Origin of the sequence: Actinomadura alba, from assembly GCF_014323705.1 — a bacterium.
In the GTDB taxonomy this organism is placed as follows: Bacteria; Actinomycetota; Actinomycetes; order Streptosporangiales; family Streptosporangiaceae; genus Actinomadura_C; species Actinomadura_C alba.
In genome coordinates, this window is the sequence record NZ_JABVEC010000020.1 from 1 (window position 1) to 14,522 (window position 14,522).

13 protein-coding genes are annotated in these 14,522 nt (G+C 70.4%); 10 read left to right on the forward strand and 3 right to left on the reverse strand.

Annotated elements, in window-relative coordinates; translation table 11 throughout:
- Positions 1 to 99: 99 nt before the first annotated feature.
- The 3 genes from HKK74_RS24315 to HKK74_RS24325 all read right to left on the reverse strand — a co-directional run bounded on the left by HKK74_RS24315 (position 100) and on the right by HKK74_RS24325 (position 2,637).
- Complete coding sequence (locus tag HKK74_RS24315) at positions 100 to 402, reverse strand: PTS sugar transporter subunit IIB (RefSeq protein ID WP_187245654.1); 303 nt, start codon at positions 400 to 402, stop codon at positions 100 to 102.
- A 19-nt stretch (positions 403 to 421) separates the two neighbouring features.
- Entirely contained in the window at positions 422 to 1,843 is a 1,422-nt protein-coding gene (gene ulaA, locus HKK74_RS24320; protein ID WP_187245655.1) for a PTS ascorbate transporter subunit IIC, read from the reverse strand.
- A gap of 62 nt (positions 1,844 to 1,905) precedes the next feature.
- A complete protein-coding gene (locus tag HKK74_RS24325) occupies positions 1,906 to 2,637 on the reverse strand; it encodes a GntR family transcriptional regulator (protein WP_312881715.1) in 732 nt (243 codons plus the stop codon).
- Positions 2,638 to 2,837: 200 nt separating this feature from the next.
- Between HKK74_RS24325 and HKK74_RS24330 the strand changes: the two genes are divergently transcribed.
- The 10 genes from HKK74_RS24330 (at position 2,838) to HKK74_RS24375 (ending at position 14,371) form a co-directional block, all read left to right on the forward strand.
- Positions 2,838 to 4,181 carry a hypothetical protein gene (locus tag HKK74_RS24330; protein ID WP_187245656.1) on the forward strand — a complete coding sequence of 448 codons (1,344 nt, stop codon included), beginning with the start codon at positions 2,838 to 2,840 and terminating at the stop codon, positions 4,179 to 4,181.
- Between the two features lie 353 nt (positions 4,182 to 4,534).
- The gene (locus HKK74_RS24335; protein WP_187245657.1) at positions 4,535 to 5,605 is read left to right on the forward strand and encodes a LacI family DNA-binding transcriptional regulator; all 1,071 of its coding nucleotides are present in this window, start codon (positions 4,535 to 4,537) and stop codon (positions 5,603 to 5,605) included.
- Entirely contained in the window at positions 5,602 to 6,888 is a 1,287-nt protein-coding gene (locus tag HKK74_RS24340) for an extracellular solute-binding protein (protein ID WP_187245658.1), read from the forward strand. Before HKK74_RS24335 ends, HKK74_RS24340 begins: the two co-directional genes overlap by 4 nt.
- A gap of 19 nt (positions 6,889 to 6,907) precedes the next feature.
- Positions 6,908 to 7,831 carry a carbohydrate ABC transporter permease gene (locus HKK74_RS24345; protein ID WP_187245659.1) on the forward strand — a complete coding sequence of 308 codons (924 nt, stop codon included), beginning with the start codon at positions 6,908 to 6,910 and terminating at the stop codon, positions 7,829 to 7,831.
- Between the two features lie 4 nt (positions 7,832 to 7,835).
- Positions 7,836 to 8,747, forward strand: a complete 912-nt coding sequence (locus HKK74_RS24350; RefSeq protein ID WP_187245660.1) for a carbohydrate ABC transporter permease — start codon at positions 7,836 to 7,838, stop codon at positions 8,745 to 8,747.
- 16 nt (positions 8,748 to 8,763) lie between these two features.
- Positions 8,764 to 9,825 (forward strand): glycoside hydrolase family 130 protein, encoded by a 1,062-nt coding sequence (locus HKK74_RS24355; protein ID WP_222722683.1) that lies wholly within the window; start codon positions 8,764 to 8,766, stop codon positions 9,823 to 9,825.
- Positions 9,822 to 11,033 carry a Gfo/Idh/MocA family oxidoreductase gene (locus tag HKK74_RS24360; RefSeq protein ID WP_187245661.1) on the forward strand — a complete coding sequence of 404 codons (1,212 nt, stop codon included), beginning with the start codon at positions 9,822 to 9,824 and terminating at the stop codon, positions 11,031 to 11,033. Before HKK74_RS24355 ends, HKK74_RS24360 begins: the two co-directional genes overlap by 4 nt.
- A 15-nt stretch (positions 11,034 to 11,048) precedes the next feature.
- A complete protein-coding gene (locus HKK74_RS24365; protein ID WP_187245662.1) occupies positions 11,049 to 13,079 on the forward strand; it encodes a hypothetical protein in 2,031 nt (676 codons plus the stop codon).
- A 222-nt stretch (positions 13,080 to 13,301) separates the two neighbouring features.
- The gene (locus HKK74_RS24370) at positions 13,302 to 14,183 is read left to right on the forward strand and encodes a helix-turn-helix domain-containing protein (RefSeq protein WP_187245663.1); all 882 of its coding nucleotides are present in this window, start codon (positions 13,302 to 13,304) and stop codon (positions 14,181 to 14,183) included.
- Positions 14,180 to 14,371: a DUF397 domain-containing protein gene (locus tag HKK74_RS24375; protein WP_187245664.1), complete on the forward strand. Its 192-nt coding sequence runs from the start codon at positions 14,180 to 14,182 to the stop codon at positions 14,369 to 14,371. The genes HKK74_RS24370 and HKK74_RS24375 overlap by 4 nt, the downstream gene beginning before the upstream one ends.
- The last annotated feature ends 151 nt before the right edge of the window (positions 14,372 to 14,522 follow it).

Genomic DNA, 14,522 nt, shown 5'->3' on the forward strand with positions numbered 1-14,522 from the left:
CCTCGCCCGCCGCGCCGAGCTCGACCAGGACGGCGGCCGACCGGCGGACCGCTGTCCGCCAGTCGGCCGCGACCACACCCTCGCGTGCGCCGACCACCGTCACGCCAGCCACCCCTGCTCGGTCAACTGGTCTCTCAGGGCGGTCTCCAGCGCGCCGGTGTCGAGGAAGTCGCTGATCGTGATGACGACCGGGGCCAGATCGGGCAGCTCGCTGGTGTGCATCTCCTGGCCGATCACAACGTCCGGCCGCATGCCGCGCGCGGTCGACACGTCGGTGCACTCGACCCGGGCGTCCACCCCCAGCGCGCGCAGCGCGTCCTCAGCGGTCATCTTCAGCATGAGGCTCGACCCCATGCCGACGCCGCAGACGGTCAGCACCTCGAGCGTTCTGTCCAAGGCCATCGTCGTACTCCCTTCGCTCTCAAGCCCGTCCGGCGGCCGCCTCGGGCGCGTCCTGCGACGCGGCGGCCCGCTCGCGGCGACCGAGGATCAAAAGGGTGGCGACGGTCACCGCGAGCGCCGCGATCGGGATCGCCCAGATGGCGGCGCCGCCGATGATCGGGTCCAGGGCCTTGATCAGCCAGGCGATCACGTACCAGTCGGGGTCGGCCAGCGTGGCCAGCTCGGGCGCGGTCCGGTCGAACAGACTCCAGGTGACGGCCTGGCCCACGGCCAGGCTCAGCCCGGTCAGCACGCCGCCGATCACCGCACCGCGCCAGCCCGCCACGACGTTGCCGAACAGCCCGGCCGCGCCGCCCACGAAGAAGAGCATGATCATGGGCGGGGCCAACGTGAACCAGCCGGCCCCGGCGAACACGCCCAGGCAGGCGAGGAACACCACCATGGAGGCCACGAAACCGACCATCACGGCGGTCGGCGCCACCGGGAAGACGGCCGGGGCGTCGAGCGCGGGGCGGGTACCGGGGATCACCCGGTCGCCGAACCCCTTGAACGCGGGCACGATCTCGGCCAGGAACATCCGTACGCCGTAGAGCAGGATCGCGATGCCGCCCGCGAAGCGCAGGCCGACCAGGAGCCCCCACACCCAGGGCGAGAGCTTCTCGTCCATCTGCGCCGCCTGCTCGGCGACCACCCGGTCGTCCGCGAAGGCCACCGCCACCAGCACGATGACCGAGATGACCAGGGCGGTGCTGACGTTGATGTCCTTGAAGAACGACAGCTGCCGCGGGAGCTTCAGCTTCTCGGTGTCGTGCTTGTCACGGTCGCCGAACGGACGGGCGACGTACCCCGTGACCAGGCAGGCCAGCGAGCTGGTGTGCGCGAACCCGAACCGGTCGTCGGGCAGCACCCGGCGCATCAGCGGCCGCATCCACAGCGGCTGCAGCGTCCAGTAGGCGGCCACGAAGCCCGCGCCGCACAGCACGAGCGTCGGCTGGTCGGCGTCCGGCGCGATAGTCACCAGCGAGGCGACGGTGACCGTACTGATCCAGAACATGAGATGGCCGGTGAGGTACAGGTACCGGGCGGCGGGGAAGATGCGCACGATCAGCACGTGCGCCAGGAACGCGACGGTGATGACCAGCGCGATGGTGCCGCCCTGCGAGGCCAGGAAGTCGGCGAGCGTGCGATCGGCCTTCGGCGGCGTGGTGCCCACCGCGCTGGCGAGCACCGTCTGGAAGCTGGTCAGGCCGCCGACGAAGACCTCGACGCCGATGAACAGGATGACGACGCCGATCGTCGCCCGCAGAGCGCCGGCCAGCGTGTCCTCGAAGCGTTTGCGCTGCAGCATCAGCCCGGCGAGGGTGATCAGTCCTATGAGGATGGGGACCTGGCCGAAGACGTTGTCGGCCAGGAAGGTGAGGAGGTCCTTGACGATGTCCACGGGGGCACCTCGGTTCTCACGGTGATGAGGGGGTGTGCGGTGGTGCTCGGTTCGGGCTAGGGTCAGTGCGAAGGCGGACGCAGTTCGAGTTCGAGCCGGTATCGATCCCCCCGATAGACCGAGCGGACGAACTCGACCACGCGCCCCTCTTCGGTGCGGGACACCCGCTCGAAGAGGAATGCCGGTGCGTGTACGGGGACGCCGAGTCGCTCCGCCTCCTCCGGGGTGGTGACGGTCGGCTCGATCGTCTCGGCGGCGGAGGCGATGTGGACGCCCCGCGCTCGCAGCAGCGCGTAGAGCGACCGTCCCTCCAGGTCCTTCCGGCGCAGATCAGGCAGCAGTTCCTTGGAGATGTACAGGGTCTCGATGGCCATGGGCGAACCGTCCGCGAGCCGCAGGCGGCGAATGGTAAATACCTCTTCGGCAGGAGAGACGGACAGCCGCTGCCCGATCTTGGCCCCCGCCGGACCGGTCCGGAAGGACAGCACCCGGCCGCCGGGACGCATCCCGCGCCGGATCATGTCCTCGGTGAAGGAGGTCATGGTGAGCGGCACGGCGATGCGGGGTTCGGTCACGTACGTGCCGCTCCCGTGCCGCCGGTCCAGCAGGCCTTCGGTCACGAGCTCGTCGATCGCCGCCCGTACGGTCGGCCGGGAGACGCCGAGATCCTCGGCCAGCCGACGCTCGGGAGGCAAGGCGTCGCCGACCTTCAGGACGTCCAGCATCGCCAGCAGCTCGCGGCGCACCGTACGCCGTTTCGTCTGCGTGGCGCGCGCCCTGCCGACCGATACCACCGCGTCTCCCTCCAGGGACCGCCGCTCCCGTCGAGGGCAAAGGTAGGCACCATGGTCGCGAATGGTCAATACCACTTTGTTGATGTTTGCCGTGGCGGAGCGTCGCCGGCGCGCTTTACGGTCGCTATGAGTCGACTTACGGTCGCTACCGGTCGGCTGAGACACGGGCACACACGACGGGCGGCAGGAGAGGCGGCGGGATGAGGGCTTTCGCACGGAGCACGCTGACATTGGTGCTGCCCCTGCTGCTGCCTGCCGTTCTGTGCGCCACACCGGCTCGCGCCGGTACCGGCGCAGACCAGGGGGATCACCGGGGGGATTGGCGGCTGATCCGCGCCGAGTCGTTCGACAAGGCACTGGACGACCGGCGAGCCCCGTGGTTCCTCGACGACGACGGGCCCTCGAGCCCCTACAACGTCGACGTCTACGACAACGACGGCGCCTTCTTCGAGACCGTGGGCGGCCCGGCCTTCCGGGAGCAGCTGGCGACGTTCGACACGTACCGCAGATCGTTCGGCTTCGGCACCCACGGCTGGCTCACCGCCGAGCTGGCCGCGCGCGACTCCGATCGCGATGGCAAGCCCGACGCGCCGCCCACCCTCACCGCGCGCAACGGCGTCGCGCACCTGAACGAGCCGAGCCACCACGGCGGCGTCCTCATCCGGTCGACCCGGCCCTTGCCGGCCGAGTACCGCGTGGAGATGACCCTGCGCGGCCTCGACTTCGGCGGGCAGCGCGACGGGTCATGGGACTACCCGGACGGCCGCGTCAACGGGTACTCGCCCGAGGGCTGCAAGACCAACCATCCGTGGGCCCCGGGCGGCGACTTCGCCCGGCCCGAGTGCTCCTGGGCCGACGTGCGCACGGACTCCAACGGGTTCTACTACCTGGGGATCATGGATTACGCGCGCCCGGCGCCGCACAACAACGTCTTCATCCACACGCACCGCAAGGTGGCGATGGACTCCTACAACCGGTACAAGTACACCGGCACGGGACTGCGCGTCTGCAACCCGGCCACCGGGCAGTACGAGCCGTACCCCGCGAGCACCGGCAACGGCGTCAACGCCATCTTCATGACCGACGACCGCCGGTACGCGACGCAGCCCGGCACCGAGTACCTGATGCACAGCGAGTGCGGGTTCGCCAAGGGCGGCGCGATCGTGTCCCAGGTCGACCTGCGGCCGGAACTGCTGCCGCGGGAGAGTTACCGCTTCGCCATCGAGCGCCGTGACGGCGCGTACACCATGGAGATGTCCGGCGTCTTCGCCCACGTCGGCCAGGCGACGTACCGCTACACCCGCCCGTTCGTGCAGGACGGCGAGCCGATCTGGCACTACAACCAGAAGCCGGAGGAGTACGACGGCGCGTTCAACGGGGCGTGGACCTGGACCGGAGCGGGCGGCACCCTGGTCGACCAGGACGTATGGCCGGCCGGCTCGGCCTACCCCGACCACTTCATCATCGGCGACCCGCACATGAACTTCTACGAGGGCGACGCGCAAGTCGACGACGTCCGCCTCTACGTGCCGTCCACGCGGTAGACACGGCACCCGGCCGACGGAACCGGGTGACCCTGGCCTCCTGAGGGCGAGCAGGACGACACCACCCCACCGCCTGCCCGTGTCCTGGCGGCTTGGCGATGACGCCGCCCGCACCGACGAGCCGGCGATCGGCCGACGCCTGGTGCGCCGCGACTCCACCCGTCGCCCCTGAGAGGCGTCGCCGCACGGCGCCCCGGATGAGGATCGGGCGCTCGGCGCGTACCTGCCCCCTCCACGTGGGCGAATATGGCCGGCTGAGTCTTGACAGCCCGATCTCAAACCGGTTTAGATCAAACCGGTTTGGTTAACGGGATGTTTCCGACTTCTTTCCGACTTCTTCCATTGGATGTGCCATGGCCGAGCGACGTCCGACGATTGCCGACGTGGCGCGCCGCGCGGGTGTGTCGAAGGGGACGGTGTCCTTCGCGCTCAACGGACGTCCGGGCGTCGCCGCCGCCACCCGGGAACGCATCCTGGAGGCCGCCGAAGCGCTCAACTGGCGTCCGAACCATCGCGCCCGCTCGCTCTCGGTCTCCCGCGCGTTCGCGCTCGGCCTCGTCATCGCCCGAGATCCGTCGCTGCTCGGCTCCGACCCCTTCTTCCCGACATTCATCGCCGGGGTCGAAACCGTACTCGCCGAGCGTGGTCAGGCCCTCGTCCTTCAGGTCGCCGGAGGGGGACAAGCCGAGACGGAGGGCTATCGGCGCCTCGCGCAGGACGGGCGGGTGGACGGTGTCTTCCTCACCGACCTGCGGCGGCACGACCCGCGGATCACCCTGGTCGACGCGCTCGGCCTCCCGGCCGTCACGCTCAACCGGCCGGACGTTCCCTCGCCGTTCCCGGCGGTGTGCCTGGACGACCGGCCGGGCATCGCCGCCGTCGTCGACCATCTCGTCGGACTCGGGCACACCCGGATCGCGCACGTGGCCGGGCCCGACGACTTCCTGCACGGCCACGGCCGCCGGAAGGCCTTCCTCGACGCCCTCGCCGCACAGGGCCTGCCCGCCGGACGGGTCGAGGTGAGCGACTTCACCGCGTCGGGCGGCACCGCCGCCACCCGGCGCCTGCTGGACGCGCCCGATCCACCGACCGCGATCGTGTACGCCAACGACCTGATGGCGATCGCCGGGATCAACGTCGCGCACGGCCTCGGCATCAGCGTGCCGGCGCGGCTTTCGGTGGCGGGCTTCGACGACACCGAGTTGTCGGCGCACCTCCACCCGCCGCTCACCACGGTACGCACCGACGTGTTCGGCTGGGGGCAGGTCGCCGCCCGCAGCCTGCTCGCCCTGATCGACGGAGAGTCCACGGGGGACGTCGAACTCGAACCCGCGCGGTTGGTCGTACGGCGATCCACCGCCCCGCCCTCCGCCCCCTCGGAGACCTCACCCGCAACGCCCTACCCCACCCCGGAGGAGTCATGAAACACCTCAGCGTCACGGCAGCGCTCGCCGCCATCGTGATGACCGCCGCGGCCGCCTGTGGCGGCGGCACGTCCACCAACCCCGACACCGCGCCGGCCCGCGGGCCGATCACCATCTGGTACTCCAACAACCCGGATGAGGTGGCCTGGGGCAAGCAGATGGTCGAGGCGTGGAACGCCGGCCATCCGAACGAGAAGGTCACCGGGCAGGAGATCCCCGCGGGCAAGACCTCCGAAGAGGTCATCGCCGCGTCCATCACCGCCGGCAACGCGCCCTGCCTCATCTACAACACCGCGCCCGCGGCCATCCCGCGGTTCCAGAAACAGGGCGGTCTGGTGGCGCTCGACGACTTCGACGGCGCGAAGGCCTACCTCGAAGACCGCACCGGCGGCCGGGCCGGGCAGTACCGCTCTCCGGACGGCAAGTACTACCAGATACCGTGGAAATCCAACCCCGTCATGATCTTCTACAACAAGAAGGTCTTCGACAAGGCCGGCCTCGACACCAAGAACCCGCCGCTCGCGACGTACGACCAGTTCCGCGCCGCCGCCCGCAAGGTGGTGGCCGCCAAGGCCGCGGACTATGCGATCTGGCCGTCGCCGGGGAGCGAGTTCTTCCAGCCCTGGTTCGACTTCTACCCGTTGTTCGCCGCGGAGACCGGGGGCACGCAGCTCGTCAAGGACGGCAAGGCGCAGTTCACCTCGCCGGAGGGCGAGCGGGTCGCCGCCTTCTGGAAGTCGCTGTACGACGAGAAGCTGGCGGCCAAGGAGACCTTCAACGGCGACTCGTTCGCCGACGGCAAGGCCGCGATGGCGATCGTCGGGCCCTGGGCGATCGCGGTGTACAAGGGCAAGGTCGACTGGGGCGTCGCACCGGTGCCCACCTCCACCGGCAAGTCACCGGCCGAAACCCACACCTTCAGCGATGCCAAGAACGTCGCGATGTTCTCCGCGTGCAAGAACCGCGGCACCGCCTGGGATCTGCTGAAGTTCTCGACCACCAAGGAGCAGGACGGCAAGCTGCTGGAGATGACCGGCCAGATGCCGATGCGGTCCGGGCTCTCCGCGGCCTACCCCGAGTACTTCGGTCAGCACAAGGAGTACGAGACCTTCGCGGGCCAGGCGGAGCGCACGGTCGAGGTGCCCAACCTCGCGAACTCCATCGAGATCTGGCAGACGTTCCGCGACGCCTACTCCAAGTCGGTCATCTTCGGAAAGCAGGACCCCAAGGCCGCCCTCGGCGAGGCGGCGACCAAGATCGACGGCCTGGCCGCCGGTTCGTGACGGACCGGACGGCACGACCATGACCATCTCCCTGCGGCCGCCGGCCCGCGCACCGCGCGCGGGCCGGCCGGCCGGCGGGCTCGGCCGCCAGGTCCTCGGCATGGCCTTCGTCACGCCGTACGTGCTGTTCCTGGTCGCGGTGTTCGCCTATCCCCTGGGCTTCGCGGTCTACATGTCGTTTCACGACTACTTCTTCACCGCACCCGGAGCCGTCGTCGACCGGCCCTTCGTCGGGTTGGCGAACTATACGGCCGTCCTCTCGGATCCCGCCGTACGGCAGTCGTTCGGCAACATCGTGGTGCTGCTCGTCATCAACGTCCCGCTCACCGTGGCGCTCTCGCTGCTGCTCGCCACCGCGCTCAACGCGGCGATCCGGTTCCGGACGTTCTTCCGGGCGGGCTACTACCTGCCGTACGTCACCGCGAGCGTCGCGGTGGTCGGTGTCTGGCGGTTCCTGTTCAACTCGGGTGGCCTGGTCAACTCGGCTCTCGGGCCACTCGCGCCCGACCCAACATGGCTGGTCAACGAGCACTTGGCGATGCCCACGATCGCGCTGTTCGTCACGTGGAAAGGCCTCGGCTTCTACATCCTGCTCTACCTTGCAGCGTTGCAGAACATCCCCAAGGAACTGTACGAGTCGGCGTCCGTCGACGGCGCCGGCCGGTGGCGGGCGTTCTGGTCGGTGACCGTGCCGGGCGTACGACCGGCGACCGTGCTGGTCGTGCTGCTCGCCACGGTGACCGGCGCCAATCTCTTCACCGAGCCCTACCTGCTCACCGGCGGCGGCGGGCCGGACGGCGCCTCGGCCTCGCCGGTGCTGCTGATGTACCAGCGCGGCATCGAGCAGGGCAATCCCGACGTCGCCTCGGCGATCGGCGTCATCCTCGTGTGCGGCGTCCTGCTCATCGCGTTCGTGCAACGCCGGCTGCTGGAGAAGAGGTGAACCCATGGCAGTGAACACCACCCGGCCCGCCTCGAGTCGCACCGCCTCCGTCGGCGACGCCCGGCCGCGAAAGGAGACCGGCGGGTCGCGCTCGAGGGCGGCCGTCCGTTACGGCGTCCTGCTCATCGGCGCGTTCGTTTTCCTGTTCCCCTTCTACTACATGCTGATCGGGAGCCTGCAGGCCGAGCCGGACTCGTCGCCTTCGGGCGCCTTCCCGGCCCCCGGCAACCTCACCGTCGCCAACTACAGCGAGATCGACCGGGCCATCGACCTCGTCCAATCTTTGATCAACTCGGGAATCTTCACCGGCGGCGTGATCCTCTGCACCGTGGTGTTCGGGCTGCTGGCCGGCTATGCCCTCGCGCAGCTGGAGTTCCGCGGGCGGGGTGTGCTGTTCAACACGATGCTGCTGGTCCAGGTGGTGCCGTTCCAGCTGCTGACCGTCCCGCTCTACGTCCTGATCGTGCGCGACTACGGACTGGCCGACAACCACCTCGGCATGATCCTGCCGTACGCCATCAACTCGACGGCGGTCTTCATCTTCCGGCAGTACTTCCTGCAGCTGCCCCGTGAGCTGTTCGACGCGGCCCGCATCGACGGTGCCGGCGAGTTGACCATCCTGGTGAGGGTGGCGGTCCCCCTGGTCAAGCCGGCCCTGCTCACGGCCGTGCTCCTGACGTTCATCGGCCCGTGGAACGAGTTCCTGTGGCCGTTCCTCATCACCAAGCAGGCCGACATGCAGCCGCTGGCGGTCTCGCTCGCCAACTACATGAGCAACGTCGCCGCACGGGCGGCCAACCCGTACGGTGCGATCCTCGCCGGCGCCTGCGTGCTGGCCGCGCCCGCCGTGGCGCTGTTCCTGATCTTCCAGCGCCGTTTCGTCTCATCCAATCTCGGCAGCAGTGTGAAGGGCTGATGTGGTGACATCCTCAATGCCGACCGTTCCCTATACCCTCACCCGGCTCGGCGTCGTCATGACGCCCGAACCCGGCAACGAGTTCGAAGCCGAGGGCGTGCTCAACCCCGCGAGCGGGCGGACGCCCGACGGCCGGCTGCACCTGCTCCCGCGCCTGGTCGCGAGCGGCAACGTCTCCCGGGTCGGGCTCGCCGAGGTCGTCCTGGACGGCGGCGTGCCGGTCGGCGTCGAGCGCCGCGGCGTCGTGCTCTCGCCGGACGAGGGCTGGGAACGCGGGCTCAACAACGCCGGTGTGGAGGACCCGCGCATCACCTGGGTGCCGCGGCTCGGCGTGCACCTGATGACGTACGTCGCCTACGGCCCGCTCGGCCCCAAACTCGCGCTCGCCGTGTCGGACGACCTGCGGCACTGGCGGCGCCTGGGTCCGCTGCACTTCGCGTACCAGCCGGATCTCGACACCGACCTGAACCTCTTCCCCAACAAGGACGCGGTGTTCTTCCCCGAACCGGTGCCGGGCCCGGACGGCGAGCCGGCGTACGCGATGCTGCACCGGCCGATGTGGGACCTCGGCTGGTTCCGGCCGGGTGAGGGCGTCCACCTGCCGGCGGGGGTCACCGACGAGCGGCCGGGCATCTGGGTGTCGTACGTCCCGGCCGCCGAGGTCGAACGCGACCTGGGCGCTCTGGTCCGCCAGCGGGACCACCGGCTGGTCGCACTGTCCGCGTACCCCTTCGAGGAGCTCAAGATCGGAGCTGGGCCCGCACCCATCCGCGTCGAGGAGGGCTGGCTGCTGATCCACCACGGCGTCAGCGGGCACATCCCGCCCGGCTGGGATCCCACGAACCAGCAGGTGCGCTACGGAGCCGGCGCCATGCTGCTGGATCCGGCCGACGTCACCCGTGTCCTCGCCCGCACGGCGACACCGATCCTTGAGCCGGAGACGCCGGACGAGCGGGACGGCACGGTCGCCAACGTGGTGTTCCCCACCGCGATCGAAGAGGTCGACGGGGTGCGGTACGTCTTCTACGGCATGGCGGACGCCAAGATCGGGGTCACTCGGCTGGATCGGGTCGGATGAGCGGGACGGCCCGGCCACTCGGTCTGGGAGTCGCAGGAGCCGGAGGGTTCGCGGAGTTCATCACCGCCGCCGTCGCCGACCTGCCGTCCGTACGGCTCGCCGCGGTCACCGACGCCGACCACGAACGGGCGGCACGGCTGGCGGCGGCCACCGGAATCACCGCGTGCCGGTGGCCGGAGCTGCTGACGAACCCGGACATCGACGCGATCGTGGTGGCCACTCCCCCGGACACGCATGCGGAACTGGCCATCGCGGCGCTGCGGGCCGGCAAGCATGTGTTCTGCGAGAAACCGCTGGCGACCACGCTGGAGGACGCCGACGCGGTCCGCGATGCGGTGCGGGCCACCGGGCAGGTCCTCGGCGTCGACCACGTCCTCCGGTACAACCCCCTGCTGCGTCTCATCGGCGCGCTGCGCGCGGACGGAACGCTCGGTCCCGTCCAGCGGTTCCTGTTCGAGAACGACGCCGCCGACGAGGACCTGCCGGCCGGCCACTGGTTCTGGGATCCGGCCGCGAGCGGCGGGATCCTCGTCGAGCACGGCGTCCACTTCTTCGACGCGGCGGCCGCGCTCATGGGCGGTCCGGCCGTGCGGGTCCAGGCGATGGGTGCGATCCGCCCCGGCGGCGACGCGACCGGGGTGACCGACCTGGTGGTGGCGACCGCGGCCCATCCCGATGGCGCGCTGGCGACGTTCGCGCACGGATTCAGCCATCCGCGCCGGTGCGAGCGGCAGCTCACGCGCATCGACTTCGGCACCGCCGAGGCCCGCCTGTCGGGCTGGATCCCGGTCACCGCCGAACTGGACCTGTGGACCGACGACGCCGGCGTCGCGAAGTTGCGGCGGCTCCCGGAGCGTGCGGCCGACCTGCTCGGCGTGCCCGGTCACCGGCTGACCGGGGCCGAGAAGGTCGATGTCACGGTGACCGCGAACGCCGGCCCCGCCGCCGCCCGCGGCCGAGGGCACGACCGGGTTCTCCCGCACCACGTGTCGGTGCTGGTGGACCTGGGTGGTGCGGGCGCCAAGCAGCGGGTGTACGCCGAGAGCGTCCGGGCCGCCGTCCACGACCTGGCGTGCCGCGCCCGCGAAGGCGGCCGTCCGGTCGCCGACGTCGACAGCGGCTGGACGGCGGTGGCCACGGCTCTCGCCGGCACCGAATCCCTCCGTACCGGCACAACAGTCGAGATAACCCAGATCAACGCTTCCTGACCCGGGAGGGTGACCATGTCCATCCATCGGTCCATCCGTCGCAGAACCTTCCTCGCCGCCGGCGCCGTCGGGCTGCCGCTGGCCGCCGCGGGCGTCACCGCACCGGCGGCCGGCGCGGCCTCCGCCGGGCCCGCCGGCCGACTGACCAACCTCGCCCATCTCGACTGGCTCCGCGCGGCGATCACTCCGCCGGACCAGCCCGGCCACAGCACCTACCGGCTCACCGACGAGCCGGCGATCGGCGTGCTGTGGACCTACGCCGACCGGCAGCCGGACGGCACCTACAAGCGGATCGGCGGCGGCACCTACGACCCGGCCACCGACACCTACGGTCAGGGCGCGTTCAACGCCGACGACATCAGCCGCGCCGCCGTGGTGTACATCCGGCACTGGCAGACGACCGGCGCGCCGAGCAGCCGTACCGCGGCCTACCAACTCCTGCGCGGCCTCACCTACCTCCAGACAACGGCCGGCCAGAGCGCCGGCAACGTCGTGCTGTGGATGCAGCCGGACGGCACGCTCAACCCCAGCGCCGAGCCGAAGGAGCTCCCGGACCCCTCCGACAGTTCGGACTCGTACTGGCTGGCCCGCACCATCTGGGCGCTGGGCGAAGGTCATGCGGCCTTCGCCCGCACCGATCGGCGCTTCGCCCGGTTCCTCGGCGACCGGCTCCAGCTCGCACTCGACGCCGTCGACCGGCACGTACTCGGCCGGTACGGCGAGTGGCTGGACATCGACGGCACCCGGGTGCCTGCCTGGCTGATCGCCGACGGTGCCGACGCGACCGGCGAGGCGCTCCTCGGGCTCACGGCCTACGTGCGGGCGAGCGGCGACCCTCGGGCGCGCGGCGTGCTGGCCAAGCTCTCCGAAGGGGTGGCGGCGATGCGGGCCGGCACTCCCCGGACCTGGCCGTTCGGAGCCGTACTGCCGTGGGCGCTGTCCCGGGCGGTCTGGCACGCCTGGGGCGGGCTCGCCCCCGCCGGCCTGGCCCGGTCGTACGACGTCCTGGGCGACAAGCGGCTGCTCGACGCCGCGCTGACCGACGTCGCATCGTTCACCCCGCACCTGCTGATCACCGCCGGACCACAGAACGGCTGGCTGCCGACGCCGAGCGACCCGGTCCAGATCGCCTACGGTGCGCAGTCGCGGGTGGAGTCCCTGCTCGCGGCGGCCGACGCGGGAGACCGGCCACGGCTGCGCGCCCTTGCCGGTGTCGCGGCGTCGTGGTTCTTCGGCAACAACCCCGCGGGCACGCCGATGTACGACCCGGCGACCGGCCGTACCTTCGACGGAGTGGACGGCGGGGGGAAGGTCAACCAGAACTCCGGCGCCGAGTCCGCCATCCACGGGTTGCTGGCCGTGCTCGCGCTGGACAGCGCGCCGGACGCCGCGGCCGTGGCGCGCACCGCCACGGTGGTCGAGCGAACCGGCTGGCGGCTCATCGAAGCCGAGACCGGCACACTGTCGGGTGACGCGGGCCCGCACCAGCCCAGCGGCGCCTGGACCGGCGAGAGCCTGTGGAGCGGCGGAGCCGGCGTACGCCTCGGCCCGGGCGGGCGGCTCGTGCTCGACGTGCCGATCACCGAGCCGAGCGTTCTGATGCCGGCGGTGGAACTCGCGCCGGACGCGGGTACGAGCGAATGGCGGGTGGGCGCCGAAGCCGTCGGGCTGGTCGATCATGGGGCGGTAGGCGCGCAGGGCGACTCCCCCGCGCCGGGCCTGCTGGCGGTCCGGACACTGCCGCGGACGGTGCAGCGCGGCGGCACGGTGACCGTGACCGGCGTACGCGGCACCACGGTGGTCGACGGGCTACTGGTGCAGCCCGAGGTGGAACGGCTGGTCCTCGATGGCGGCGGCCACGGGACCGCCCTGCTGCGCAGCTTCGGCACCGGACCGCGCCGCGCCGTCGTGCGCGTACCCGGCGTGGGTGCCGCGACCGCCTGGGTCTTCGACGAGACCGGCCGGACCGTGCACACGACGAAGGCGACCGGCCCCGTCGTCACGGTGACCCTGCCCGCCGGAGGAGGTGCGCTCATCCGCCGCTGACCGTCGAGAGAGCTGGTTGGAAGAGCAGGGCGTTCGGGCCGTACAAAACCTTGTCTCCAGGCACAGGCGGTTGCCCGCCTGTGCCTGGTGCGGGTCGAGGGCGTGCCGATGGCGAACGTTCGATCATAGGCGAATCCGGAGCGTGTTCGATTCCTACATGGTGTAACCGCCGTGGCCTCTGGCAACGTTTGTTCGACGAACATTCCCCCCGGAAGGTCCACCATGACCAGCCCCTTCGTACGCCGCCGACGCCTCGCCGCAGAGCTGCGCGCGCTCCGCGAAGCTCGCGGAATGACGGCCGACAGCCTGTCCAGGCTGATCCATCAGTCCCGCATGAAGATCTCCAAACTGGAGAACGCCCATATCCGCCCCGACCTCGCCGAGGTCATGAAGATCCTCGACGCTTTAGAGGTGACCGGCGATAAGTGGCACGAGATCGTCCGCATCGCCCGCGACGCCGCGGAGAGAGGCTGGTGGGACTCCTTCGGCGACGCGATGGGCGACCGCCAGCGCATTTACGCCGACATCGAGTCGGGCGCCGAGACCATCCGTGAATATCAGCCCGGTGCGGTGCCGGGCATCCTGCAGACCCCGGAGTACACCTGGGCGTTGATCGAGCTCGCCAAGGCCGAAGGGCCGATCGGCTATCTTCCCGAACGCCTGGCGGAGGCGCGGCTCCAGCGGCAACGAACCGTGCTGTGCCCCGGTGGCCCGCCGTACGAGGTGATCCTCGATGAGGTGGGGCTTCGCCGATTCAGTGTGCCGCCCGAGGTGATGCGCACCCAACTGCACCACATCATCAACATCGCCGAGACCGAGCCCCGAGTCACCATCCGGGTCTTCCCGCTGGTCACCGGCATGGTCGAGACTCTGATGCCGAGGTCACAGCTCATCCTGTTCACCTTTCCCGACCCGTCCGATCCGCCGATGGCGGTCGCCGCGACCGTGTCCGCCGACCTCTTCCACACCGAACCCGACGAGGTCGCCCGGTACCTGCGCCGGTACGGCTATGTGCGAAACGCGGCACTATCGGAGGTGAGCAGCCTTACCCTCCTAGGCGAGCTCGCCGACCAGATCATCGACCAGGCAGGACCGCACACATGACCGGGAAGTACAGCGGCTGGCGCAAGTCGCGCCGCAGTGAGCCGAACGAATCCTGCGTGGAGGTGGCGTCCGCCGCCGACGGCACCATCGGAGTCCGCGACACCAAGGCCCATGGCACCGGCCCCATCCTCGAGTTCACCCGCCGCGAATGGGTCGCCTTCGTGCGGTCCGTACGAGCCGGCGACTGACGTACGCCCGGCTCACCCCTCCACTGGTCCATGAACGTGCGAGTTGGAGGACCCGTCGTTGAGCTGGCTCGGGAGGATGTCCGGGCGCTCGTCGGCGGTTGCCTGCAGTGCGGCCTTCTCGGCTGGGCCACGTTGGCCCTGCTAGAGCGGC